The sequence below is a fragment of the Herbaspirillum sp. genome, from assembly GCF_017744395.1.
Classification (GTDB): domain Bacteria; phylum Pseudomonadota; class Gammaproteobacteria; order Burkholderiales; family Burkholderiaceae_D; genus Herbaspirillum.
The window spans coordinates 282,307-307,535 of sequence record NZ_JAGIBI010000002.1 but is presented as its reverse complement, the minus strand read 5'-3'; the positions used below and the strand labels follow the sequence as shown (position 1 = coordinate 307,535).

At 63.6% G+C, this 25,229-nt stretch carries 25 protein-coding genes; 11 read left to right on the top strand and 14 right to left on the bottom strand.

The genetic code is table 11. The annotated features are described in order from the left end of the window. Positions 1 to 92: 92 nt before the first annotated feature. Positions 93 to 686, bottom strand: coding sequence for a nitroreductase family protein (locus J7548_RS07280; RefSeq protein ID WP_290972436.1), 594 nt, complete (start codon positions 684 to 686; stop codon positions 93 to 95). A gap of 21 nt (positions 687 to 707) precedes the next feature. Here J7548_RS07280 and J7548_RS07275 point away from each other — a divergent pair, with 21 nt between their 5' ends. Continuing rightward, a complete protein-coding gene (locus J7548_RS07275) occupies positions 708 to 971 on the top strand; it encodes a hypothetical protein (RefSeq protein WP_290972433.1) in 264 nt (87 codons plus the stop codon). A gap of 8 nt (positions 972 to 979) precedes the next feature. Here J7548_RS07275 and mnmE read toward each other — a convergent pair whose 3' ends face one another. The 5 genes from mnmE to rpmH form a co-directional block, all read right to left on the bottom strand. Beyond that, on the bottom strand, positions 980 to 2,380 hold the full coding sequence (mnmE, locus tag J7548_RS07270) for a tRNA uridine-5-carboxymethylaminomethyl(34) synthesis GTPase MnmE (RefSeq protein WP_290972430.1): 1,401 nt from the start codon (positions 2,378 to 2,380) through the stop codon (positions 980 to 982). A gap of 179 nt (positions 2,381 to 2,559) precedes the next feature. Continuing rightward, positions 2,560 to 4,257: a membrane protein insertase YidC gene (gene yidC, locus J7548_RS07265; protein WP_290972428.1), complete on the bottom strand. Its 1,698-nt coding sequence runs from the start codon at positions 4,255 to 4,257 to the stop codon at positions 2,560 to 2,562. 16 nt (positions 4,258 to 4,273) lie between these two features. Then, positions 4,274 to 4,615, bottom strand: coding sequence for a membrane protein insertion efficiency factor YidD (yidD, locus tag J7548_RS07260; protein WP_290972425.1), 342 nt, complete (start codon positions 4,613 to 4,615; stop codon positions 4,274 to 4,276). Between the two features lie 6 nt (positions 4,616 to 4,621). Then, positions 4,622 to 5,032 carry a ribonuclease P protein component gene (gene rnpA / locus J7548_RS07255; protein WP_290972423.1) on the bottom strand — a complete coding sequence of 137 codons (411 nt, stop codon included), beginning with the start codon at positions 5,030 to 5,032 and terminating at the stop codon, positions 4,622 to 4,624. Positions 5,033 to 5,056: 24 nt separating this feature from the next. Continuing rightward, entirely contained in the window at positions 5,057 to 5,194 is a 138-nt protein-coding gene (gene rpmH / locus J7548_RS07250; protein WP_006461360.1) for a 50S ribosomal protein L34, read from the bottom strand. A 236-nt stretch (positions 5,195 to 5,430) separates the two neighbouring features. On the opposite strand from rpmH, the gene J7548_RS07245 reads away from it, so the two are divergent. From J7548_RS07245 to J7548_RS07220, 6 genes are all read left to right on the top strand, one after another. Continuing rightward, on the top strand, positions 5,431 to 5,832 hold the full coding sequence (locus J7548_RS07245; protein ID WP_290972416.1) for a hypothetical protein: 402 nt from the start codon (positions 5,431 to 5,433) through the stop codon (positions 5,830 to 5,832). A gap of 214 nt (positions 5,833 to 6,046) precedes the next feature. After that, positions 6,047 to 6,325 (top strand): hypothetical protein, encoded by a 279-nt coding sequence (locus tag J7548_RS07240; protein ID WP_290972413.1) that lies wholly within the window; start codon positions 6,047 to 6,049, stop codon positions 6,323 to 6,325. A gap of 229 nt (positions 6,326 to 6,554) precedes the next feature. Beyond that, a complete protein-coding gene (locus J7548_RS07235; protein WP_290972409.1) occupies positions 6,555 to 8,477 on the top strand; it encodes a PrkA family serine protein kinase in 1,923 nt (640 codons plus the stop codon). A 115-nt stretch (positions 8,478 to 8,592) separates the two neighbouring features. Next, on the top strand, positions 8,593 to 9,858 hold the full coding sequence (locus J7548_RS07230; RefSeq protein WP_290972406.1) for a YeaH/YhbH family protein: 1,266 nt from the start codon (positions 8,593 to 8,595) through the stop codon (positions 9,856 to 9,858). Next, on the top strand, positions 9,855 to 11,381 hold the full coding sequence (locus J7548_RS07225; RefSeq protein WP_290972403.1) for a SpoVR family protein: 1,527 nt from the start codon (positions 9,855 to 9,857) through the stop codon (positions 11,379 to 11,381). The genes J7548_RS07230 and J7548_RS07225 overlap by 4 nt, the downstream gene beginning before the upstream one ends. A 31-nt stretch (positions 11,382 to 11,412) precedes the next feature. Further along, a complete protein-coding gene (locus J7548_RS07220) occupies positions 11,413 to 12,066 on the top strand; it encodes an LON peptidase substrate-binding domain-containing protein (protein WP_290972400.1) in 654 nt (217 codons plus the stop codon). 36 nt (positions 12,067 to 12,102) lie between these two features. On the opposite strand, the gene J7548_RS07215 is transcribed toward J7548_RS07220, so the two are convergent. The 4 genes from J7548_RS07215 to metH form a co-directional block, all read right to left on the bottom strand. Then, complete coding sequence (locus tag J7548_RS07215; protein ID WP_290972397.1) at positions 12,103 to 12,792, bottom strand: MarC family protein; 690 nt, start codon at positions 12,790 to 12,792, stop codon at positions 12,103 to 12,105. Between the two features lie 115 nt (positions 12,793 to 12,907). Continuing rightward, a complete protein-coding gene (locus J7548_RS07210) occupies positions 12,908 to 14,089 on the bottom strand; it encodes an MFS transporter (RefSeq protein ID WP_290973320.1) in 1,182 nt (393 codons plus the stop codon). A 270-nt stretch (positions 14,090 to 14,359) separates the two neighbouring features. Next, positions 14,360 to 14,656, bottom strand: coding sequence for a WGR domain-containing protein (locus tag J7548_RS07205; RefSeq protein WP_290972394.1), 297 nt, complete (start codon positions 14,654 to 14,656; stop codon positions 14,360 to 14,362). 55 nt (positions 14,657 to 14,711) lie between these two features. Further along, on the bottom strand, positions 14,712 to 18,455 hold the full coding sequence (gene metH / locus J7548_RS07200; protein ID WP_290972391.1) for a methionine synthase: 3,744 nt from the start codon (positions 18,453 to 18,455) through the stop codon (positions 14,712 to 14,714). A gap of 195 nt (positions 18,456 to 18,650) precedes the next feature. Between metH and J7548_RS07195 the strand changes: the two genes are divergently transcribed. After that, positions 18,651 to 19,241, top strand: a complete 591-nt coding sequence (locus J7548_RS07195) for a 5'-methylthioadenosine nucleosidase (RefSeq protein ID WP_290972389.1) — start codon at positions 18,651 to 18,653, stop codon at positions 19,239 to 19,241. Positions 19,242 to 19,301: 60 nt separating this feature from the next. Here the strand turns inward: J7548_RS07195 and J7548_RS07190 are convergent, their stop codons facing one another. After that, positions 19,302 to 20,183, bottom strand: a complete 882-nt coding sequence (locus tag J7548_RS07190) for an arginine deiminase-related protein (RefSeq protein WP_290972388.1) — start codon at positions 20,181 to 20,183, stop codon at positions 19,302 to 19,304. Between the two features lie 34 nt (positions 20,184 to 20,217). Continuing rightward, on the bottom strand, positions 20,218 to 21,444 hold the full coding sequence (gene rocD / locus J7548_RS07185) for an ornithine--oxo-acid transaminase (RefSeq protein ID WP_290972385.1): 1,227 nt from the start codon (positions 21,442 to 21,444) through the stop codon (positions 20,218 to 20,220). Between the two features lie 135 nt (positions 21,445 to 21,579). Here rocD and J7548_RS07180 point away from each other — a divergent pair, with 135 nt between their 5' ends. The 3 genes from J7548_RS07180 to J7548_RS07170 all read left to right on the top strand — a co-directional run bounded on the left by J7548_RS07180 (position 21,580) and on the right by J7548_RS07170 (position 23,262). Continuing rightward, positions 21,580 to 22,044 carry an Lrp/AsnC family transcriptional regulator gene (locus J7548_RS07180; RefSeq protein ID WP_290973317.1) on the top strand — a complete coding sequence of 155 codons (465 nt, stop codon included), beginning with the start codon at positions 21,580 to 21,582 and terminating at the stop codon, positions 22,042 to 22,044. Between the two features lie 101 nt (positions 22,045 to 22,145). Then, the gene (locus J7548_RS07175; protein WP_290972382.1) at positions 22,146 to 22,757 is read left to right on the top strand and encodes an isochorismatase family protein; all 612 of its coding nucleotides are present in this window, start codon (positions 22,146 to 22,148) and stop codon (positions 22,755 to 22,757) included. Positions 22,758 to 22,803: 46 nt separating this feature from the next. Beyond that, positions 22,804 to 23,262, top strand: a complete 459-nt coding sequence (locus tag J7548_RS07170; protein WP_290972381.1) for a cupin domain-containing protein — start codon at positions 22,804 to 22,806, stop codon at positions 23,260 to 23,262. An 83-nt stretch (positions 23,263 to 23,345) separates the two neighbouring features. On the opposite strand, the gene J7548_RS07165 is transcribed toward J7548_RS07170, so the two are convergent. Next, positions 23,346 to 24,233 carry a LysR family transcriptional regulator gene (locus tag J7548_RS07165; RefSeq protein ID WP_366005009.1) on the bottom strand — a complete coding sequence of 296 codons (888 nt, stop codon included), beginning with the start codon at positions 24,231 to 24,233 and terminating at the stop codon, positions 23,346 to 23,348. A gap of 42 nt (positions 24,234 to 24,275) precedes the next feature. Further along, entirely contained in the window at positions 24,276 to 25,229 is a 954-nt protein-coding gene (gene fmt / locus J7548_RS07160) for a methionyl-tRNA formyltransferase (protein WP_290972378.1), read from the bottom strand.

Here is a 25,229-nt window from a genome sequence, read left to right as displayed (position 1 = left end):
CGTTTCAGCCGTTGGATCTCGCTGAAAGACCGCTATTCTATAAGAGCCTTTTCAGAAAAGCCAGCACTTTGTCGCGGTTTTTCCAAAATTATTTACGCCTTGAACTTGCCTTCGAAGGCCAGCTTCGACAACGGCTCGCGCGGGCTGGGCATTTCGCGGGCTTGCAGGCCTTCCGGCAGGATGGACTTGTCGCCCAGTTTGCCGATGGCAACCGCCGCTTCGACCGCGTATTCGGGCGGCACGTCCAGTTCCACCCGGGCCTTTTCCTTGTCAAAACCGGCCATGCCGTGCGCATGCCAGCCGGACATGCTGGCTTGCAGCGCCATGTAGCCCCAGGCGGCGCCGGTATCGAACGAGTGGGTCGGGGCCGGCACCGCATCGGTCGCGCCCGGCGGCACCATCACGGTACGCGACAGGATCACGATCAGCACCGATGCCTTCTCGGCCCAGCTGCGGTTGAAGTCATTGAGCAAACCCAGCAGGCGCTCCCATGCGGGCGTGCCGCGGCGGGCATAGACGAAGCGCCAGGGTTGCGCGTTGTAGGCCGACGGCGCCCAGCGCGCCGCCTCCAGGAAGGTCAGCACGGTTTCTTCCGAAATGTCGGCGCCGGTGTAGGCGCGCGGCGACCAGCGGTTGATGAAATGCGGATCGATGGGGTAATCGGCCAGGCGTGGATTGGAAGACATGCGGACTCCTGTGGATGGGTCATGAAAAAAGCGCATCTTAGCAGCGGCGCATCATTCCTGCAGGCGAACGTAAAAAAGCCCGCGCACCTTGCGGCTCGCGGGCTAAATCCAATTCTCAGGGGTGATGAATTGGAGGGGGAGGACCTTCAGAATATCCACGCCCCTCCCATGCCACCACCGTTTTTACACGCTGTAACATCCACCCCGGATTTTTATCAACCGATCAGGCGTTTCGGCGGGAATGGCAACTTTTTGTTACCTCCATCAGCGCTTTGTCAGCGCTGATCGCCCTCTTACTTGCCGATACAGAAGCGCGAAAAAATCACCCCCAGCAAATCGTCCGGCGTGAACTTTCCGGTGATGCTCGACAAGCGTTCCTGCGCCAGGCGCAACTCTTCCGCAAACAGGTCCAATGCATGTTCGCCGGCCTCATTGTCGAGCGCCGCATGCGCGGCGGCGTGCGCCAGGTGCTCGCCGGCCGCTTTCAGCGCCAGCAGGTGGCGTTCGCGCGCCAGGTAGCGCGACTCCACCGTCTGTTGCCAGCCGGCGATGCGCAGCAGTTCGCTGCGCAACAGGTCCACGCCAGCCCCTTCCGCGGCAGAAATGTAGACATGCGTGGCGTCCGGCATCTGGTCCACCGCTGCCTTGTGGCCGGAACGGTCGATCTTGTTCCAGATGCGGATGATGGGCACGCCGTCGGGGAAGCGCGCCGTGATCTTCTCGTCTTCCAGCGTCGGGCCGAGGTCGGCGTCGAGCATATGCAGGATGACGTCGGCCTTGGCCACTTCAGCCCAGGTGCGTTCGATGCCGATGCGTTCGACCTCGTCGGGACCGCTGCCGTCTTCACCCGCTTCGCGGATGCCGGCGGTGTCGATGATGTTGAGCGGCATGCCTTCGATCTGGATGGTCTGCGTGACCTTGTCGCGGGTGGTGCCGGCGATGGGCGTGACGATCGCCACATCCGATCCGGCCAGCGCGTTCAGCAGTGACGACTTGCCCACGTTGGGCTTGCCGGCCAGCACGGCGTTCAGGCCGTCGCGCAGCAGCGCGCCCTGGGAGGCGTGCTTGAACACGTCGTCCAGCGTCGCGCGGATTTTGGCCAGCTGGCCGCGCGCGTCGGATTGCTTGAGGAAATCGATTTCCTCTTCCGGGAAGTCGAGCGTGGCTTCGACCAGCATGCGCAGGCCGGTGACCTGCTCCACCAGCTCATGGATGACTTTGGAAAACGCGCCGCTCAGGGATTCCGAGGCCGACTTGGCGGCCGCTTCGGTAGTGGCTTCGATCAGGTCGGCCACCGCTTCGGCCTGGGCCAGGTCGATCTTGTCGTTGAGGAAGGCACGTTGCGTAAATTCGCCCGGCTCGGCCAGGCGCAGGCCGATTTCCGCCCCGGCTTCCAGGCAGCGCGCGAGCAGCATCTGCATCACCACCGGACCGCCGTGACCCTGCAGCTCCAGCACGTCTTCGCCGGTGTAGGAATGCGGCGCCGGGAAATGGATCGCCAGGCCCTGGTCGATCAGGCTGCCGTCGGCGCGCAGGAACGGCAGGTAGGTGGCATGGCGCGGCGCCAGGCGCTCGCGGCCGCACAGCGCGGCGATCACCGGCGCCAGGTTCTTGCCGGAGATGCGGACCACGCCGATGCCGCCGCGTCCGGGCGCGGTGGCGATGGCGGCAATGGGAGAGGAATCGAAAGTCATCGTGTCAGTCTTTATTATCGTAGTAGCCAATGGTGCCGCCCTTCCCTGGCGCTGACGCGCCCCGGCACAAGCACCATGTTAAAGCCTGTGAAGAAATTGCGACCGAAAAAAAACCCGTGAATTCCCACGGGTTTTTTCAAGATCGGCCCCGGCGTGCCGGGGCTGGGACAAGGCTCCGCTTACTTGGTCTTGCCCTTTTCGATGTTCTTGGTGATCACCCATTGCTGCGCGATCGACAGGATGTTGTTGGTCACCCAGTACAGCACCAGGCCGGACGGGAAGAAGAAGAACATGAACGAGAACACCAGCGGCATGAACATCATGACCTTGGCCTGGACCGGGTCCGGCGGCGTCGGGTTCAGCTTGGTCTGCAGGAACATCGAAGCGGCCATGATGATCGGCAGCAGGCCGACCGGCATGTTGAAGTAGGGGATGGTGCCGAACAGCGTATCGGGCGCGGTCAGGTCATGGATCCAGCCCAGCCACGGCGCGCCGCGCATTTCGACCGAAGCCAGCAGCACCCAGTACAGCGAGATGAACACCGGGATCTGGATCGCGATGGGCAGGCAGCCGCCCAGCGGGTTGATCTTCTCGGTCTTGTACATCGCCATCATTTCGCGGTTCATGGCCTGCGGATCGCCCTTGTGGCGTTCGCGGATGGCCTGCATGCGCGGCGAGACCGCCTTCATCTTGGCCATGCTGCGGTACGAAGCGGCCGACAGCGGGAAGAAGATCAGCTTGATCAGCACGGTCAGCAGGATGATGGTCCAGCCCCAGTTGCCGACGATGGCGTGGATGTGCGTCATCAACCAGAAGATCGGCTTGGCGATCAGGGTCAGCCAGCCATAGTCCTTGACCAGTTCCAGGCCGGGAGCGACGGCTTCCAGCACCTTCGACTCTTGCGGGCCGGAGTACAGCTTGGCGTCCATGGTCACCGAGGCGCCGGGGGCGACTTCACCCATGGGGATGATCGAGGCCACGCTGAAGAGGTTGGGCTTGACCTGTTCGGTCACGATGCTGCGGGCCTTGCCTTGCGGCGGCACGAAGGCCGACACGAAGTAGTGCTGAACCAGCGCGATCCAGCCGTTGTCGGCCTGCTTTGCGTGCTCGGCCTTGCCTTCGGCGATCTTCTCGAAGGTCATCTTCTCGAACTTGCCGGCTTCGGTGTAGACCGCCGGGCCGGTGAAGGTGCTGTAGAAGTGCGATTCGCCGCCCGGCTTGTTGCCGTCGCGCAGCAGTTGCAGGTACAGCGAGGGATTGATCGGCGCGCCGCTGCCGTTGGTGACGGTGTGCTGGACGTCGATCAGGTAGCTGTCGCGCTTGAAGGTGTAGGTCTTGGTCAGCTTGACGCCGCCTTGCTCGGCTTCCAGCACCAGTTGCACTTCATTGCCGTTGTCCAGGGTGCGCGCACCCGGCTTGGCGACAAACAGCGACTTGTGGTTGGGGAAGGCGCCACCGATCAGGCCGGTTTCGGCCAGGTAGGTGTGGGCCGCGCCCGAGTCGAACAGCACCAGGTTCTTGCTGGGATCGACCACGTCGCGCTGCTTGAGCAGTTCCAGGCGCTTGAGTTCGCCGCCCAGGGTGTCGATGTCGGCCTTGACCACATCGGTAGTGATGGTGATGGTTTCACCCTTGCCTGCTGCCGGTGCGGCAGCGGCGTCAACCGGCACCGCTGCCGGCGTGGCGGCGGCCTGCGGCACCGGCGAACCGGCGGCCGGATTGGCGACCGGGGCCGCAGGATTGGCGGCCTGCTCCTGAGTCTGGTTCGCCGATGGGAAGAACATCGACTGGTGTCCGTTATGGCGCATCCAGCTATCCCAGAGCAGCAGCAAAGAGAAGGAGAATACAACCCACAGGACGGTACGTTTGATATCCATATGCGTATTGGTTAGTTCAGGAGTGACTGCAACCGTCGGCGGCCACAGCAGGGGAAACCCGCGCCGCGCTGCTCTGCGGCGAAGAAGGTTGGGAAATCAGGGAAGCCTCGCCTGCCGCCTTGCCGTCGCAATCGGCGGCGCCGGGCGAACCGGGCACCGGATCGAGGCCGCCGGGATGCCAGGGATGGCATTTGCACAAGCGCTTGCCCGCCAGGAAGCTGCCCTTGAGGGCGCCATGCAGGCGCACCGCCTCGGCCGCGTAGTCGGAACAGCTCGGATAAAAACGGCAATTCTGCCCCAGAAAAGGGCTGACTCCCAGCTTGTAGGCGCGTAACAGCAGGAGCAAAGGCGTTTTCATCACTTCCTATTTCCCGGCAAACGCCGGCGCGTTCGGCAAAAAGGCGAACAACTGCGCCAGCTCGGTCCGCAAAGCCGCCTTGAGCGCCGCATTGGTGGCCGCATCGCTTTTGGCGTTGACCGGTCTGGACAAACGCACGATGCAGTCGACGGCCGGCAAGGAAGCCTGGCGGAACAGTTCCCGCGTGACGCGCTTGACCGTATTGCGCGTCACCGCGCGCGGCGCGAAGCGCTTGGCCGCCACCACGCCGAGGCGGGCCTGCGGCAGGCTGTTGCGGCGCGCGTACAGCACGAAATGCTCCGTACGATAAACGGGGCGCAAACGAAAAACGGATGAAAACTCATCCGTTTTAACGATTCGCCGATCGCGTGGGAAAAACGCAGGGAGCGTAGAGCGCGGAGGAAGTACGTCCGTCACGCGATGCAGCAGCGCTGTCTCAGCTTATACGGCAGCCAGACGCTTGCGGCCCTTGGCGCGGCGAGCGTTGATGACGGCACGGCCGCCACGGGTAGCCATACGGGCACGGAAACCGTGGGTACGCTTGCGACGCACGACGGAAGGTTGGTAAGTACGTTTCATGTTGGACTCGCTTGGTTGGAATGCTTATTCAGCAAACAGCAAAAATAAATCGGAATTCTGGAACCGCTTCTCAATGTGCCTGTTCCGCATCACCGATGCCCTGCTGGCCATTGCCCCGGCAGCCCGCATCGCTGACACCATTTGTTGGCCCGCTTCGTTCTTGTCTTTATACGTAGGTATTCCGACTAGTTGAAAGCTGAAAGAGCACTGCAACGGCACCGTGCGCAATTCTTCAGATGGTGAACCCTGAATTAGACTGCATTTTCCATTTACCTGTCAATGACTTATCCGCTTTTGGGGCGATCCAGGGCCTCCGCCGGGCCGATCCGGCCGTTCCGGCGTGGCGGATTTGCCAAACCGAAAATGCTCGCCGCGGAAAAGTTTCCCATGCGACATCATTCCATCGCGCATCGCCCCTCAGCCGGCAAGGCAAGAAAATGATGCAAAACAGCAACATCGCCGTGCGCCATGCCCCTCCCCAAAAACCTTGCTCCCGATATTGTTCTAAAAGATTTCGGCTGCGCATTTCCGGCTCCCCGGACGACACTTCCCATGTGGCCGCAACGTCAACCGCATATCGTCATGCACAAAACGGCTTTCGAAAGAGCGATATCCGCCGCCGCAAACACGGCAAATGACGCTCAACAGCAACACCTGCTGCGCATGTCCTGCCGCGGTTACAAAAAAATGCGCGGCTCCGTCAAAGAACGTATTGCCCGCCCACGCCGGGAAAACGGGCGGGGAAAGCACGCCGCCCTCCAAAGCGCGACATACGCATCGTTGTGCGCACAAGAAGTTTCTCCCTATCTGGCACGATTCCGGCTATAACTAAAGCGAGGGGCGTATGCACGGATGAACCGATCAGAAAAAGCGGCGCAACACGCGCGGCCCGCCGCGCCATTGCGCACCGCTTTTCCCATATCGGCAGCCGGGTTTTACGCGATGGCGTGGCGCGCAAAAATAGCGCGCGGCGACGTCAACCGCAGTGCCTTGCTGCACATTGAAAGGGCAAGAGGGTATGGGGAATTCATCGCGCGATCCGACGGCGCCACGCAAGCGGCCCATGCGGGCAGGAAGGGATGCGAAAAAGGGATGCGCAAACGCCTGGGGTTTTCCACGACGCGGAAATAAATCCGGCCCACGCTGAAACAAACCCGATACGATTCGATCAGTAGCAGAAGGAGAAAAGGAATAGAATAAAAAACGAGGTCTTCTGCATCCTGCTGTGGGTGCTACGGCTTTCAAAGAACACTTCGGCAATGGCGTTTTCACCAGCCGCCGGCGCGTTCTTCGATAACCGCAGACGGCAAGTCCGGACACATGAATCTGTTTCGTATCTTTTTGAAGCGACGGAGGTGGTATGGATATCTACAGCAGCTTTGCAAGCCGGTTCGACAAGACCAGAGAAGAAGAGATTTCGCTTGAAGAGTATCTGAATCTTTGCAAGAACGATCCGGCGGTCTATGCATCTGCTGCCGAACGGATGCTGATGGCCATCGGCGAGCCTGAAAAGGTCGATACCCGGGAAGACCCGCGGCTCTCACGCATCTTTGCCAACAAGGTGATCAAGGTCTATCCCGCCTTCAAGGAGTTCTACGGCGCCGAGGATGTGATCGAGCAAGTGGTCGCCTATTTCCGCCACGCCGCGCAAGGGCTGGAAGAAAAGAAGCAGATCCTCTACCTGCTGGGCCCGGTCGGCGGCGGCAAGTCGTCCATCGCCGAGCGCCTCAAGCAGCTCATGGAACAGGTCCCCTTCTATTCCCTCAAGGGTTCGCCGGTCAACGAATCGCCGCTCGGGCTGTTCGACTACGACGAGGACGGCGCCATCCTGGAAGAACAGTACGGCATCCCGCGCCGCTACCTCAAACCCATCCTGAGCCCGTGGGCGGTCAAGCGCCTGCACGAGTACAACGGCGACATCCGCCAGTTCCGCGTGGTCAAGCGCTATCCGTCGATCCTGCGCCAGATCGCCATCTCCAAGACCGAGCCGGGCGACGAGAACAACCAGGACATCTCGACGCTGGTGGGCAAGGTCGACATCCGCAAGCTGGAACAGTATTCGCAGGACGACGCCGACGCCTACAGCTACTCGGGCGGCCTGTGCCTGTCCAACCAAGGCCTGCTGGAATTCGTGGAAATGTTCAAGGCGCCGATCAAGGTGCTGCATCCGCTGCTGACCGCGACCCAGGAAGGCAACTTCAAGGGCACCGAAGGCTTCGGCGCGATCCCCTTCGACGGCGTGATCCTGGCCCACTCCAACGAATCGGAATGGAAGGCCTTCCGCAACAACAAGAACAACGAAGCGCTGCTGGACCGGATCTTCATCGTCAAGGTGCCGTATTGCCTGCGCGTGTCCGAAGAGATCAAGATCTACGAGAAACTGATCCGCACCTCTTCGCTGGCCAAGGCCACCTGCGCGCCGGGCACGCTGAAGATGATGGCGCAGTTCTCGATCCTGACGCGCCTGAAGGAGCCGGAAAACTCCAGCCTGTTCTCCAAGATGCAGGTGTACGACGGCGAGAACCTGAAGGATACCGACCCCAAGGCCAAGTCCTACCAGGAATACCGCGACTACGCCGGCGTCGATGAAGGCATGAGCGGCATCTCGACGCGCTTCGCGTTCAAGATCGTCTCGCGCGTGTTCAACTTCGACACCACCGAGATCGCGGCCAACCCGGTGCATCTGATGTATGTGCTGGAGCAGCAGATCGAGCGCGAACAGTTCCCGCAGGAGCTGGAGCAGAAATACCTGTCCTTCGTGAAGGACACGCTGGCCTCGCGCTATGCCGAATTCATCGGCAAGGAAATCCAGACCGCCTACCTGGAGTCGTATTCGGAGTACGGCCAGAACGTGTTCGACCGCTACGTGACCTACGCCGACTTCTGGATCCAGGACCAGGAATACCGCGACCACGACACCGGCGAGAGCTTCGACCGCTCGGCACTGAACGCGGAACTGGAGAAGATCGAGAAGCCGGCCGGCATCAGCAACCCCAAGGACTTCCGCAACGAGATCGTCAACTTCGTGCTGCGCGCGCGGGTCAACAACGGCGGCAAGAACCCGCTGTGGACCAGCTACGAAAAGCTGCGCGTGGTGATCGAGAAGAAGATGTTCTCCAACACCGAAGACCTGCTGCCGGTGATCTCCTTCAACGCCAAGGGCTCCACGGAGGAAATGCAGAAGCACGAAGACTTCGTCAACCGCATGGTCAGCAAGGGCTACACGCCCAAGCAGGTGCGCCTGCTGTGCGAATGGTACCTGCGCGTGCGCAAGTCGTCGTAGCCGGACGGCGGGCGCGCCGGTTCTTCAGCGGCCGGCGTACCCGCCAACACATTCGGGCTGTCCGACAGGACTGCCGCGACAGCCCGCCCGCTGAGGATCAGTCGGAGAACGGACAGTGCTGCATCAGATTATCGACCGTAGGCTAGCCGGCAAAAACAAGAGCATTGCCAATCGGGAGCGCTTCCTGCGGCGCTTCCGTGGGCATATCCAGCGCTCGGTGGCGGATGCGATCCGCGACCGCAGCATCACCGATCTCGAAAAATCCAAGAGCATCAGCATCCCGCGCAAGGATGTCTCGGAACCCTTCTTCCACCACGGCAAGGACGGCCGGCGCGAAGCCGTGCACCCGGGCAACCAGGATTACCTGCAGGGCGACCGCATCCCGCGCCAGAGCGGCGGCGAAGGCGGGGGCGGCAGCGCCGCCAGCAACGAGGGCGAAGGCGAGGACGACTTCACCTTCGAGCTCACCCGCGAAGAATTCATGCAGTACTTCTTCGAAGACCTGGAATTGCCGCGGCTGGTGGAAAACAACCTGATGACGATTCCCAACTGGAAGAACATGCGCGCCGGCTATTCGGTCGACGGCGCGCCCAACAATATCGACATCGTCCGCTCGCTGCGCAGCTCGCTGGGCCGGCGCATCGCCCTGGGCGCGCCGCTGCAGAACAAGCTCGACGAGCTGGAGCGGCAACTGGAAGAACTCAACCGCAACCCCAACGAGCACCTGCACGAGATCAAGCTGCTGGAAGAAGAGATCCACCACGTGCGCTCGCGCATCTGGCGCATCCCCTTCATCGACCCGTTCGACCTGCGCTACGTCAACCGCGTGCGCCTGCCGCAGCCGACCAGCCGCGCCGTGATGTTTTGCGTGATGGACGTGTCGGGCTCGATGGACGAGCAGCGCAAGGACCTCGCCAAGCGCTTCTTCATCCTGCTCTACCTGTTCCTGACGCGCAATTACGAGCACATCGAGGTGGTCTTCATCCGCCACCACACGCGCGCCGACGAAGTCGACGAGGAAACCTTCTTCCATTCGCAGGAAAGCGGCGGCACCGTGGTCTCCAGTGCGCTGGAACTGATGCAGGACATCATCGCCAAGCGCTATTCGCCCAGCGAATGGAACATCTACGGCGCCCAGGCCTCCGACGGCGACAACTGGAACGACGACTCGCCCAAGTGCCGCGAGATCCTGGAAAACGCGATCCTGCCGCTGACGCGCTACTTCGCCTATATCCAGGTGGCCGAGCCCGAACAGAACCTGTGGACCGAATACCTGCAGCTGATCGATTCGCACCCGCACTTCGCGATGAAGAAGGTGCAGTCGGCCGCTGAAATCTACCCGGTGTTCCGCGAACTCTTCGAGAAACAGGTGCACGCATGAACAGCCGCTTCAAGTACGATCCGCTGCCTTGCCCGTCGGACTGGAGCTTCGACCTGATCGAACGCTACAACGAGGAGATCGCGCGAGTGGCGGCGGGCTACCAGCTGGACGTCTACCCGATCCAGCTGGAGATCATCTCGGCCGAGCAGATGATGGATGCCTATGCCTCGCACGGCATGCCGGTCAATTACCGGCACTGGTCCTACGGCAAGCATTTCATGCTGACCGAGCGCGACTACAAGCGCGGCCAGATGGGCCTGGCCTACGAGATCGTGATCAACTCCGATCCCTGCATCGCCTACCTGATGGAAGAGAACACGATGACCATGCAGGCGCTGGTCATCGCGCACGCGGCCTATGGCCACAACTCCTTCTTCAAGGGCAACTACCTGTTCCAGCTGTGGACCGACGCCAGCGCCATCATCGACTACCTGGTGTACGCCCGCAACTACATCTCCGAATGCGAGGAGCGCCACGGTTTCGAACGGGTCGAGGAATTGCTGGACTCGTGCCATGCCCTGATGAACTATGGCGTCGACCGCTACAAGCGCCCGCAGCGCCTGTCGCTGTCGCAGGAACGGGCGCGCCAGCGCGAACGCGAGGCCTACCTGCAATCGCAGGTCAATGAGCTGTGGCGCACGCTGCCGGCCAAGAAGGAAGCGGCCACGGCATTATCCGAAGAACGCTTCCCGCCGGAGCCGCAGGAGAACCTGCTGTACTTCGCCGAGAAGAACGCCCCGCTGCTGGAACCGTGGGAACGCGAAGTGGTGCGCATCGTGCGCAAGATCGGCCAGTATTTCTATCCGCAGCGCCAGACCCAGGTGATGAACGAGGGCTGGGCCACCTTCTGGCATTACACGCTGTTGAATACGCTGTACGACCAGGGCCGCCTGACCGACGGCTTCATGATGGAATTCCTGCATTCGCACAGCAATGTGGTGTTCCAGCCGCCCATCACCAAGCCCTATTACAACGGCATCAACCCGTACGCGCTGGGGTTTTCGATGATGCGCGACATCCGCCGCATCTGCGAAGAACCCAGCGACGAAGACCGCGAATGGTTCCCCGACATCGCCGGCAGCGACTGGCTGGAAACCCTGCACCACGTGATGCGCAACTTCAAGGACGAGAGCTTCGTGGCGCAATACCTGTCGCCCAGGCTGATGCGCGACATGCGCATGTTCGCCGTGCTCGACGACGAGTCCCGCAGCGAACTGGAAGTCTCTGCCATCCACAACGAACGCGGCTACCAATACGTGCGCCAGGCGCTGTCGCGCCAGTACGACATCAACCACCGCGAGCCCAACATCCAGGTCTGGTCGGTCAACACGCGCGGCAACCGCAGCCTGACGCTGCGCCATTTCCGCAGCGACGGCCGCTCGCTGGGCGACAGCACCGAGGAAGTGCTGCGCCACATGGCGCGGCTGTGGCAATTCGACGTCTACCTGGAGAGCGTCGACGACAACGGCTATATCGTGCAACGCTACGAGTGCTTGGCGGAAAACCGGTATACGCGCACATGAACATCCCCTCTCCCATGCGGCGGAGCTGACCATGTCCGCCGCGCCCACCACACCCCACTCGCCGATTTCGGCGCGGACCATCCCGCTGTTCCCGCTGGGCAGCACGCTGTTTCCCGATGGCCGCCTGCCCTTGCAGATCTTCGAAGTGCGCTACCTCGACATGATCGCCAAGTGCATCGCCGAAGGCAGCGGCTTCGGCGTGGTGGCGCTGACGGAAGGCACGGAAGTGCGGCGGCCGGGCCAGACCGAACGCTTCGTCGGCGTCGGCACGGTCGCCAGGATCAACGAATGGTCCACGCCCTCGATCGGCCTGATGCGCATCGCCTGCAGCGGCACCGCGCGTTTCCGCATCCTGCAGGCGGAACAGCAGAAGCACGGACTATGGACGGCGGAAGTGGAGATGATGGAAGCCGACCATCCGGTGGCGGTTCCCGAAGAACTGATGAACACGTCGCAGGCGCTGGACAACCTGCTGCAGTCGGTGATGCGCCAGGGCTTGCCGGAGAGCGAGATGCCGATCGCCCAGCCCTTCCGGCTCAACGATTGCGGCTGGGTCGCCAACCGCTGGGCCGAGATGATACCGGTGCCGGTGGAAATCAAGCAAACCCTGCTGGCGCTGGACAACCCGCTGATGCGGCTGGAGCTGGTGCAGGATGCGCTGGATGAACTGGGCTGGCTAAGATGATCCGCTATCTGCCCTGAAAGGGGCGAGAGTGCATTCTCAGGGCGCCACGCCGCTGATGCCCGCTTCCGCCAGCAAGGCCGACATGCCCGACCAGAAGATCTGGATGCCGATGCACAACAGGATGAACGCCGACAGGCGCAGCACCACCATCGTCCCCAGGCGCCCCATCAAATTCACCAGCTTTTGCGCATAGTTGTAGCACAGGAACACCACCAGCGCGGTCAGTGCCGCCCCGAAAGCCGCGCTGCCCACCGAGATCACCCAGTCCAGCAGGCGCGTGGGCGTGTTCGCGCCCAGCGTGATCGAGGCGGCGATGGTGCCCGGCCCGACGGTCAGCGGAAAGCTCAGCGGATAGAAGCTGCGGGCCTTGATTTCCTCGTCCGGCAAATCCTCGTCGTAGGACTTGGCCACCTGGTTGGGGATGGCCGCGTCCTGGCTGTTGTCGGACAGCAGTTTCCAGCCCGAGACCGCCACCAGCAGGCCGCCGCCGACGCGCACGATGGGCAGCGAGATGCCGAAGAAGGTCAGCACGTGCGAACCGATGAAGATCGCCCCCACCAGCATGAACCAGCAATTGATCGCGACCTGGCGCGCGACCCTCTGTTCGGTCTTGCGGCTGACGTTGCCCAGCAGGCTGGCGAACACCGGGGCGATGCCGAGCGGATTGAGGATGGGCAGCAGCGTGATCGGGATCAGGACGGCCGCTTTGAGGAACAGGATCAGCATGCGAATGAGCGCTGGGAGAGAAGCGAATCGTTATTAGGGTTGTCGGGCTTTCCGTAGCCGACAAGCGTAACGGAAAGCCGCCCGGCTGCCAACCGGCGCATCTCTCCCGCCAGGCTCAGGCCGCCTTCAGGCGCGCCCCGCGCACCCGCGTGAGCAGCAGGAACGCGATGCCGAGATTGAGCAGGTTCCAGCCGATGCCATTGGCGAACGCAGCGTGGTAAGACCCGGTCAGGTCGAAGATCTTGCCCGATACCCAGCCGCCCAGCGCCATGCCGAACATGGTGCACATGATGACGGCGCCCACGCGCTGCCCGGCTTCGGCGGCCGGGAAATACTCGCGCACGATGATCGCGTAGGACGGCACGATGCCGCCCTGGAACAGGCCGAACAGGGCCGAGATCACATACAGCGAAGCCAGCCCGTCGAACGGCAGGAACAGCAACAGCGACACGCCCTGCAGGAACGAACCCAGCAACAGCGTGCGCAAGCCGCCAATGCGATCGCAGATGGCACCCGACACCAGCCGGCTGACCACCCCGCAAGCCAGCATCAGCGACAGCATCTGGGCGCCGCGCGCGGGGCCGTAGCCGAGGTCGCCGCAATAGGCCACGATATGCACCTGCGGCATGGCCATCGCCACGCAGCAGGCCACGCCGGCCACGCACAGCAGCAATTGCGCCTGGCCGCTGGACAGGCCGAAGGGACGGTTGCCGGCCCCGGCGCGCGCGGCATGGGCGCCCGCCGCCAGCACCGGCGGACGCGCGCGCATCAGCAAGGCCAGCGAACACATCACGGCGACGCAGATGATGCCCAGCCCGATATAGGTTTGCCGCCAGCCCACCGCGTCGACGAAATGCCGGACGATGGGCGGCCAGATCGCGCCGCCCAGGTAATTGCCGCTGGCGCAGACCGCCACCGCGATGCCGCGCCGCTTGGCGAACCACAGCGAAGTATCGGCCACCAGCGGCGAGAAGGTCGAAGACGTGCCGAGCAGGCCGATCAAGATACAGTGCGCCGCCATGAACACCCAGATGTTGGGCGCCAGCGCCGCCGCGATGAAGCCGGCCCCGAGGCAGATGCCGCCCAGCATCAGCGGCTTCATGATGCCGGCCTTGTCGGCCATCCGCCCCATCAGCATGCCGCCGGCGCCCACGCCCAGCATGGTCAGCGTATAAGGCAGCGAAGCCAGGCCGCGGTCGACGCCGAAATCGGCCTGCACCTCCGGCAGCACCACCGCCATCACGTACATGCCGCTGGCGCCGACGATCATCAGGATCAGCGTGATGAACAGCCGCATGGCGGCATAAGGCGAATCGACCTGATGAGGGCTGGCGGCCTGGATGGATGGGTTGGAATCCACTGTCTGTCTCCGTTTTCTTGTGAGAATGGCGGCGCGCATTGCTTGTTCTTGTCGCGTGGCCGCCATGCCGCGTCCGTGGCGGCATGAGCTGCACAGACTAACACGTAGGGATTTTGGCTGCAGGCGACGCGCCGGAACGGCGCTAAAGAGGGGAAAAAACAAAGGCCGCCCAACGGGCGGCCTTGCTCGGAACCTGGCGGAAAAACCTTAGAGCCAATGCGAACGCACGTGGTAAGGATGCACCTGGCTGTAACCGTTGCGCTCCTTCTTTTGCGCGATCTTCTGCAGCATCAGCAGACCCGCCTCATGCCCGTCGACCACCATGCGCTTGCCGCCGCCGCGCTGCATCTGGGTGCCGCCCCAGGTCTGGGTCAGGATCCAGTCGCCCAGCAGGTCCTGGCCGAGATCGACCGTGAAGGTGCTGCGCGCGGGATCGGAAAAATGCAGGCGCGTGGCCCCGGTGACGGGCAGCGGATGGGTGGCGTTGTCGGCGGAATCGATCATGGCGCAGGATGATAGCAGGACGGTATACGAATTCAATAGAACATGTTCTTGGAGCTTAGAGATTGGGCGCCAGCCAGCGCTCGACCTCTTCCTTGGGCACGCCGCGCCGCCGCGCCATGTCCTCTACCTGGTCTTCGCCGATCTTGCCGACCACGAAGTACTTGGACTGCGGATGCGCGAAGTAGAAGCCCGACACTGCCGCGCCCGGGAACATGGCGTACGACTCGGTCAACTGCATGCCGATTTCCTCGCACTGCATGACGCGGAAGGCGTCCACCTTGACCGTATGCTCAGGGCAGGCCGGATAGCCCGGCGCCGGGCGGATACCGACATATTGCTCCTTGATCAGCTCGGCATTGGACAACGATTCGTCGGCCGCATAGCCCCACAGATCCTTGCGCACGCGCTCGTGCAGGTATTCGGCGAAGGCCTCGGCCAGGCGGTCGGCCAGGGCCTTCAACATGATCGACGAATAATCGTCGTGCGCGTCTTCGAAACGCTTCTCGTACTTCTCGATGCCCAAACCGGCCGTCACCGCGAACATGCCGATGTAATCGGCAATGCCCGATTCCTTGGACGCGATGAAGTCCGACAGGCACTGGTTGGGGCGCGCCACGCCGTCCACCACCGGCTTCTCGGTCTGCTGGCGCGCGCCGTAATAGGTGAAGGCGACCTGGCGGCGGGTCTCATCGGTATAGATCTCGATGTCGTCGTCGTTGACGGTATTGGCCGGCAGCAGCGCCACCACGCCGTTGGCGGTCAGCCAGCGGCCGTCGATGATCTTCTTCAGCAGGACCTGGGCTTCCTCGAACACCTTGGTGGCGGCTTCGCCCACCACTTCATCCTTGAGGATGGCGGGGTAAGGCCCGGCCAGGTCCCAGGTCTGGAAGAACGGGCCCCAGTCGATGTAATTGGCCAGGAGGCCAAGATCGACGTTCTTGAACACCCGACGGCCGATGAACTTGGGCTTGACCGGCGCGAAATCCAGCTTGGTCTTGTTGGCGCGCGCGGCGGCCAGCGCCAGCATCGGCGCCGCCTTCTTGTTGGCATGCTGCTCGCGGATGCGTTCGTAGTCGGTGTTGAGGTCGGCGACGTACTGTTCCTTCTGCTCGGGCGTGAGCAGCGATTGCGCCACCGATACCGCGCGCGAGGCGTCCGGCACGTAGACCACCGGGCCCTCGTAGTTGGGCGCGATCTTGACCGCGGTGTGCGCGCGCGAAGTGGTGGCGCCGCCGATCAGCAGCGGCATCTTCAGGCCGGAGAAATACGGATCGCGCTGCATCTCCTTGGCGACGTAGGCCATCTCTTCCAGCGAAGGCGTGATCAGGCCGGACAGGCCGATGATGTCGGCGTTCTCTTCCTTGGCCTTGGCCAGGATCTGCGAGCACGGCACCATCACGCCCATGTTCACCACTTCGAAGTTGTTGCACTGGAGGACCACGGTGACGATGTTCTTGCCGATGTCGTGCACGTCGCCCTTGACGGTGGCGATGACGATCTTGCCCTTGGGCTTGGCCACCACGCCGGTCTCGATTTCCAGCTGGCGCTTTTCTTCCTCGATGAAGGGGATCAGGTGAGCCACCGCCTGCTTCATCACGCGCGCCGACTTCACCACCTGCGGCAGGAACATCTTGCCCTGGCCGAACAGGTCGCCGACCACGTTCATGCCGTCCATCAGCGGGCCTTCGATCACATGGATCGGACGGCCGCCCCTGGCGGCGATCTGCTGGCGCGCCTCTTCGGTATCTTCCACGATCCACTGGGTGATGCCATGCACCAGCGCATACGAGAGACGCTGTTCGACAGGCCCGTTGCGCCACTCCAGCGAGACTTCTTCCTTCTTGTCGCCGGCCTTCAGGGTGGCGGCGTATTCGATCATGCGCTCGGTCGCATCCTCGCGGCGGTTCAGCACCACATCCTCGACGCGCTCGCGCAGCTCGGCCGGCAGGTCGTCGTAGACGCCGATCATGCCGGCGTTGACGATGCCCATGGTCATGCCGGCCTTGATGGCGTGGTACAGGAACACGGTGTGGATCGCCTCGCGCGCCGGGTCGTTGCCGCGGAAGCTGAAGGAGACGTTGGAGACGCCGCCGCTGATCTTGGCGTACGGCAGGTTGTCGTGGATCCAGCGCGTGGCTTCGATGAAGTCGACCGCGTAGTTGTTGTGTTCCTCGATGCCGGTGGCGACCGCGAAGATGTTGGGGTCGAAGATGATGTCTTCGGGCGGGAAGTCCAGCTTGTCCACCAGCAGGCGGTAGGCGCGCTCGCAGATCTCGATCTTGCGGGCGAAGGTATCGGCCTGGCCGGCCTCGTCGAAGGCCATCACGATCACGGCGGCGCCATAGCGGCGGCACAGCTTCGCTTCGCGCAGGAATTTCTCCTCGCCTTCCTTCATCGAGATGGAGTTGACGATGGACTTGCCCTGCACGCACTTGAGGCCGGCTTCGATCACTTCCCACTTGGAGGAGTCGATCATGATCGGCACGCGCGCGATGTCCGGCTCGGAGGCGATCAGGTTGAGGAAGCGCGTCATGGCGGCGACCGAATCCAGCATCGCCTCGTCCATGTTGATGTCGATGATCTGCGCGCCGTTCTCGACCTGCTGGCGCGCCACCGCCAGCGCCTCGTCGTACTGCTCGTTCAGGATCAGGCGGGCGAAGGCCTTGGAGCCGGTGACGTTGGTGCGCTCGCCGACGTTCACATACAGCGACTCGTCATTGATGGTGAACGGCTCCAGCCCCGACAGGCGCATCTCGTGCGTGCTCTCGGGCAGCTTGCGCGGGGGAATCGACGCCACTGTCTCGGCGATGGCCTTGATGTGCGGCGGCGTGGTGCCGCAGCAGCCGCCGGCGACGTTGACGAAACCGCTTTCGGCGAACTCCTTCAACAGCGCCGAAGTCACTTCCGGCGTCTCGTCGAAGCCGGTGTCGCTCATCGGGTTGGGCAGGCCGGCGTTCGGATAGATGCAGACGTAGGTATCGGCGATGCGCGACAACTCTTCCGCATACGGGCGCATCAGCGCCGCGCCCAGCGCGCAGTTCAAACCCACGGTCAGCGGGCGCGCATGGCGGATCGAATTCCAGAAGGCAGTCACGGTCTGGCCCGACAGGATGCGGCCGGAAGCGTCCGTCACGGTGCCGGAGATCATGATCGGCAGACGCTTGCCCGATTCTTCGAAGAAGGTGTCGATGGCGAACAGCGCGGCCTTGCAGTTGAGCGTGTCGAAAATGGTTTCGACCAGCAGCACGTCGGCGCCGCCCTCGACCAGCGCGCGGGTCTGCTCCAGGTAGGACGCGACCAGCTGATCGAAGGTGACGTTGCGCGCGGCCGGGTCGTTGACGTCCGGCGAGATCGAAGCGGTCTTGGGCGTGGGGCCGAGCGCGCCGGCGACGAAGCGCGGCTTGTCGGGCGTGGAATACTTGTCGCAAGCCGCGCGCGCCAGTTGCGCCGACTTCAGGTTCATCTCGTAGACGAGATGGGCCATGTGGTAGTCGTCCTGCGCCACGCCGGTGGCGCCGAAGGTATTGGTCTCGATCAGGTCGGCGCCGGCGGCCAGGTATTGCTCGTGGATTTCCTGGATGATGTGCGGCTGGGTCAGCGACAGCAGTTCGTTGTTGCCCTTGACGAACAGTTCCTTGCCGGGGACGCTGAAATCGGCGAAGCGCTCGCCGCGGTAGTCTTCCTCGGTCAGCTTGTATCGCTGGATCATGGTGCCCATGGCGCCGTCGAGGATCAGGATGCGCTTGGACATCAGGTCGCGCAACAGCAATTCGGTCTGGCAGAGTTCGTTCGGCTTCATCTGGCTGGTTCTCGTCTTGGAGCGGAAATACGCCGCGCCCGGAAGTTCAGGAGTCCGGGGCAAAAAAAACGGCCGTCGCAGGGCCGGTTTTCAGGGCGAAAAATATTGCTAAATTATACGCCAAAGGGGCTATCCTTCCCCGGCAGCGGGCGTTTGCGCCCGGCCGTAACGCAACATTCCAAAACAACAACACCCATGTCACCAATCCCGAACCCGCACGCCCGCATCGTCATACTCACCGCGCTGGAAAGCGAACTCGACGCCGCCGATGCGCCGCCCGGCGTGGAAGTGGTCTACTGCGGCGTCGGCAAGGTCAACGCCGCGCTGCATACGACCCGGCGCATCCTGGCCGGCAAACCCGAACTGGTGATCAACTTCGGCACCGCCGGCAAGATCGATCCGCTGCATGACGGCCTGCTGGAAGTGGCCGCCGTGGTCCAGCGCGACATGATGGCCATGCCGCTGGCGCCGCGCGGCGTCACGCCGCTGGTAGACGCCGCCGAACAACCGGCGCGGCTGGAATCGGGCCATCCCGGCGTGGTGTGCGGCACCGGCGACAGTTTCGTCACCGCCAGCGACGACTGGCTGCTGCAGGAAAAAATCGACCTGGTGGACATGGAACTGTTCGCCATCGCCCGCGTATGCCGCCATTTCGGCGTGCCCTGGCGCGCCTTCAAGTTCATCACCGACGGCGCCGACGACGATTCGGCCAATGATTGGCAAAACAAGGTGCACCTGGGCGCAGAGCTGTTCTGGCGCCACCTGCCTATGGTGATCGGCAAATAGATCACAAATAAAAGGCCCGCGGCGTTGCCGCCGCGGGCCTCCGGTTTGAGTGCGCCGGCTTCAGGCCGACAGGCGCGCCGCGCCATCCTCCAGCCGGCCGGCATTGGCCGCGCGCCGGCGCGGTTCGGTCAGCTTCAGCGTCAGGCACTTGGCGGCGCCGCCAGCTTTCATGAATTCCGACAACGCGGACTCGCTCACCTCGAACCCCTTGCCTTCCAACTGCGCGCGCAACTGCGGCGAAGCCCGGTTCAGGAACACGTGGCGGCCGGCGTTGACGGTGTTGCAGGCGAAATCCAGCGCATCCCGTTCGCCCACGACGATACGCCGCTGCGGCGGCACGCGGCTGGCGATCGCCTGTTGCGAAGCGGCATCGAACGCGGCCGGGTAGTACATCACATAGCCGCCTTCGAGCGGGCAGAAACAGGTGTCCAGGTGATAGAAGCGCGGATCGGCCAGTTGCAGGGACTGCACCTCGATATCCAGCCAGCCGGCGATCAGCGGCGCGGCGCGCACATCAGTGCGATGGCCGTAGCCCATCCACAGCAGTTCGGACTGGCGATCCAGCAAGGCGTCGCCGGCGCCTTCGAAGGCGATGGCATCCGGCATGCGCAGCACGCGCAAGCCCTGCCGCGCGAACCAATCGGCGAAATGCTCTTCCTCCCCTTGGCGCTCGGCATGGCGAAAGTGCGACAGGACCACCCGGTCTTCCAGCACCAGGCCGCCGTTGGCGGTAAACACCATGTCCGGCAAGCCGGCCGCGGACGGCATCTCGCGCACCTCGGCCACCTGCGCCAGCCCGTCGCGCAGCGTCTGCCACTGATGTGCGGCCAGCGCGCGGTCGCCGTGCGCGACATTGCCCTCCATCCAGGGATTGATCACGTAGGACACTTCGAAATGCGCCGGCGGGCACATCAGGAAGACATCGTGGCGTTGCTGTTTCATGCTGGTTCTCCTTATAGGGGATTGGTATGCGTTTTTAAGTGGAGGGATGCGGAATTTCCCCGAAGACCTCGCCGATGGCGCGCAGCGCGGCGTCGACCTGTTCCTCGTCGATCACCAGCGGCGGAGCGAAGCGCACCACGGTCTCGTGGGTTTCCTTGGACAGGATGCCGTGCGCCATCAGCCGTTCGCAGAACGCCCGCGCGCCGACCACGCGGGGATCGAGGTCCATGCCGATCAGCAAGCCCTTGCCGCGCACTTCGCGGATCGCCGGATGGCCGATGGCGTTCAGTCCTTCGCGCAAGCGCAATCCAAGCCGCTCGGCATTGGCCGCCAGGGCGCCGTCCTGCAACAGCTCCAGCGCCTTGAAACCGACCGCGGCGGCCAGCGCATTGCCGCCGAAAGTGCTGCCGTGGTCGCCCGGCGCAAACACGCCCATCACCTCATCCGAAGCCAGGAAGGCCGACACCGCCAGCAAGCCGCCGCCCAGCGCCTTGCCCAGCACCAGGCCGTCGGGCCGTATTCCTTCATGGTCGCAAGCCAGCAGCCGGCCGGTACGCCCAAGCCCGGTCTGCACTTCGTCGCAAATCATCAGGACCCGATGGCGCGAGCAGATCTCGCGGCATTGCCGCAGATAGCCCTCGGGCGGCACCACGATGCCGCCTTCGCCCTGGATCGGTTCGACCAGGAAGGCCGCCGTATCGGGCGTGATGGCGGCTTCCAGCGCGGCGGCATCGCCGAACGGCACGCTGTCGAAACCGCCGTCGAAAGGGCCGAAGCCGTCACGGTACTGCGCCTCCGACGAAAAGCCGACGATGGTGGTGGTGCGGCCGGCGAAATTGCCGCGGCACACCACGATGCGCGCCCGGCCGTCGGCCACGCCCTTGCGCTTATAGGCCCATTTGCGCGCCGCCTTGATGGCGGTCTCGACCGCCTCGGCGCCGCTGTTCATCGGCAACGCGCGCTCCATCCCGGTCATTTCGCACAGGCGCTGCAGGAACAGGCCGAGACGATCGCTGTAGAAGGCGCGCGAGGTCACCGCCAGCCGCTGCGCCTGCTGCGTGAGCGCCTCCACCAGCGCGGCGTTGGCATGGCCGAAGCTGACCGCCGAATAGGCCGACATCATGTCCATGTAGCGGCGCCCCTGGTCGTCCCACAGCCACACGCCCTGGCCGCGGCTGAGCACGACCGGCAGCGGCGCGTAGTTGTGCGCGCAATAGCGTTGTTCCAATGCGATGTGCAGGTTGCCGATGCGGGCGTTCATGCTTGCCTCCCATGCGCGTGGGCGCCGCCAGTTCACTCCATGGATACATGGTAGTTTCAAAGGAAGGAAATTACTTTTCGTTTTTATTCCTTGAAACGATAAAATATGAACGATTCTTTCTCAAAGACCGCCATCATGGAAAAATTCGACCGTTTCGACCGCATCATCCTCGAAACCCTGCAGCAAAACGGCCGCGCCAGCAACGTCGAACTGTCGGACAAGGTGAACCTGTCGCCGCCGCAGTGCTACCGCCGCGTGCAGCGGCTGGAACAGGAAGGGGTGATCCGCGGCTACGCGGCCCAGGTCGAACCTGGCGCGCTGGGGTTGGGAGTGATCGCCTTCGTCAGCCTCTCGCTGGCGCGCGAACAGTTCAAGCAGGTGCGCAGCGTGGAAAAGGCGATCCGGCAATTCCCGGAAATACTGGAGTGCTACACCATTTCGGGCGACTTCGATTACCTGCTCAAGGTGGCGGCGGCCGACCTCAAGAGCCTGTCGGCCTTCCTCACCGACCGCCTGATGCAGGTACCGGGCGTGGCGGGTGTGCGTTCGATGGTGTGCATGGAGGAAATCAAGCCGGCCAGTCCGCTGCCGGTTCCCTGATTTGTGCGTTTTCAGCACAGGTATTGTCGCGCGCAGCCGCTGTGCGGCCGCTGCGCGCCTGGCTATGCTGCGTCCTGTCATTCACCCGCCAGGAGCAGAACATGTCGCATCCCACCATCCGCAGCATCGCCGGCGCGCTTGCCCCGGTTTCGCTTGAGGCCGCCAGCACCGCCTTGCTGGTCATCGATTTCCAGAACGAATACTTCAGCGGCATGATGCCGATCCCCGACGGCCGCGCCGCGCTGGACAACGCCCGGCGGCTGGTCGCCCTGGCCGACCGCCATCGCATGCCGGTATTCCACGTGCAGCACGTGACGCCGGCCGGCACGCCGATCTTCGCCGAAAACGGCGCGACTGTCGCCATCCATGCCGACATCCGGCCGGCGCCGCATCACCATCTGGTCAAGAAATCCAATGTCAGCGTGTTCCAGGGCACCGACATCGCCGCGCAACTCAAGGCCGCCGGCATCAAGACCCTGCTGATCGCAGGCCTGATGACCCATGCCTGCGTGGCCGGCGCGGCGCGCGATGCGGCGCCGGCCGGGTTCGAAGTGATCGTCGCCGCCGATGCCTGCGCCACGCGCGACATCGCGGCCCCGGGCGGCGGCGCCATCGCGCACGACGTGCTGCACCGCGCATCGCTGGTGGGCATCGCCGATACCTTCGGCAGCGTGCTCGACACCGACGACATCCTCGGCATGGCCGTGGCCTGAGCGGCCCGACTCTTATCCATTACCAGACCTGAAAGGAATACCTCACATGAAACGCACCGCCACTACCGTATTGCTGGCCGCCGGCCTCGTTGCCGCCTCCGCCGCCCTGGCTTCCTCCGCCGAAAAAAACCAGGCCAAGGCGCAACCGCTGGTTTCCTTCCCGGCATCGGAACTGCAATGGCGCGAGCTGCCCGGCACCGGCGGCATCAAGGTTGCCGACGTGCGCGGCAGCATCACCGGCAAGGGGCCGTACGACGCCTTCGTCATCTTCCCCGCCGGCAAGGACAATCCTTACCACATGCACACGCAAAACCTGCCGACGGTAGTCCTGAAGGGAACCTTCTACGCCGACATCGACGGCAAGCGCATCCGCTATCCGGCCGGTTCCTTCTACAACCTGCCGGCGCGCATGCCGCATTACAGCGGTTGCGAAAAGGGTGAAGATTGCCTGCTGTTCCAATACCAGGCGGACCATTTCGACCTGGTTCCGGTCGAGAAAAAATAAGTCCCCCGTTTCAATACATCAAAGCCCGCTGCAACAACGTTGCGCGGGCTTTTTTTCGGCATTGCACGGGTTGTTGGCGGCGTTCAGAATTCCCAGCGGTTGCGCGCATAGTAATCGCCGACGAAGTCGACGAAGGCGCGTACCTTGGGCGACATGTGGCGGTTCTGCGGATAGAGCGCATACAGGTCGCGCGCATGCAGCCGGTAGCCGGGCAACAGCTGCACCAGGTCGCCGCGCCGCAGGTCTTCGCACACGACGAAGGTGGCCGATGCGGTGATGCCCATGCCGGCGCGCACCGCATCGCAAACCACCATGCCGGTATTGGACTGCAGGCTGCCGCTCACGGCCACGTTGGACAAGGCGCCGTCCGGCCCGGTGAACGTCAGTTCGGTGGTCTGCAATGCCAGCGAGTACGCCATGTAGTTATGGGTCGCCAGGTCGGCCGGCGTGCGCGGCATGCCGTGCCGCTTCACATAGGCGGGCGCCGCCACCAGCACCATGTCGCTCGCGCACAGGCGCTTGGCGACCAGCGTGGAGTCCGGCAGCGTGCGGGTGATGCGCAGCCCGACGTCGAACTCCTCGGCGATCAGGTCGACGAAGCGGTCGTTGCACACGAAGTCGACCTTGAGGTCGGGGTGGCCGCGCATGAAATCCGGCAGCCACTTGCCCGCCTCCATGCTGCCGAACGCCATCGGCGCATTGATGCGCAACAAGCCGGAGGGGTGGCTCTGGTGGTGCTGCACCATCTGCGCCGCATCCTCGATCTGGTCGAGGATCTGCACGCAGCGCTGGTAGTAGGCCTGCCCCACCTCGGTCAGCGCGAAGCGGCGCGTGGTGCGGTTGAGCAATTGCGCGCCCAGCGCCTGCTCCAGCTGGCGCACCTGGCGCGACACCACGCTGTGCGACATGTCCAGCGCCACCCCGGCCGCCGAGAAGCCGCCGGCGTCGACCACGTGTCGGAATGTGCGCATTGCCGTCAACTGGTCCATGATGCCTCCGCTCCTGAATCCTGATCAGGCGAAACGCCCGCCTTCCAGCGCAAAACCCTTGAGGAACTCAGATGCCGGCAAACGCTTGCCGCCCGGTTTTTGCAGCTCTGTCAGCAACAGCGCTCCCTCGCCGCATGCCACCACGATGCCGGCCAGGGCGTCGGCCGACAGCACCTGCCCCGGCTCGCCCCGTTGCGCGATGCTGACCGGCTGCGCCTGCCACAGCTTGACGACGGTATCGCCGAAACGCCCGGTGGCGCCCGGGAAGGGATTGAAAGCGCGGATCTTGCGCGCCAGCTCGGCGGCCGCTTGCGAGAAGTCGAGCGCGGCCTCTTCCTTGGCGATCTTGGCGGCATAGTTCGCGCCTTCGTCCGGCTGCGGCGTAGCGGGCAATGCGCCCTGCTCCAGCCTGGCCAGCGCTTCGACGATCATCTTGCCGCCCAGCGCGGCCAGCTTGTCGTGCAGGCTGCCGGTGGTGTCATCATCGGCGATCGGCAGGCTTTCGATCAGCAGCATGGGGCCGGTGTCGAGCCCTTCCTCCATCTGCATGATGGTGATGCCGGTCTCGGCGTCGCCGGCTTCGATGGCGCGGTGGATCGGCGCGGCGCCGCGCCAGCGCGGCAGCAGCGAGCCGTGGATGTTGATGCAGCCCAGGCGCGGGATGTCGAGCACGCTGCGCGGCAGGATCAGGCCGTAGGCGGCCACCACCATGACGTCGTGCGGGGTCGAGTTCAGCAGTGCATGCGCCTCCTTGGCGACATCGGGATACTTGCCGTCCAGGCGCAGCGACACCGGCTGCGCTACCGGCGTGCCGTGCTTCAGCGCGCACTGCTTGACCGGCGAGGCCTGCAGCTGCATGCCGCGTCCGGCCGGGCGGTCGGGCTGGGTCAGCACCAGCGTGATGTCGTGGCCGGCGGCGTACAGCGCTTCGAGCGCGACGGCGGCGAATTCCGGCGTGCCGGCAAAGATGATCTTCAT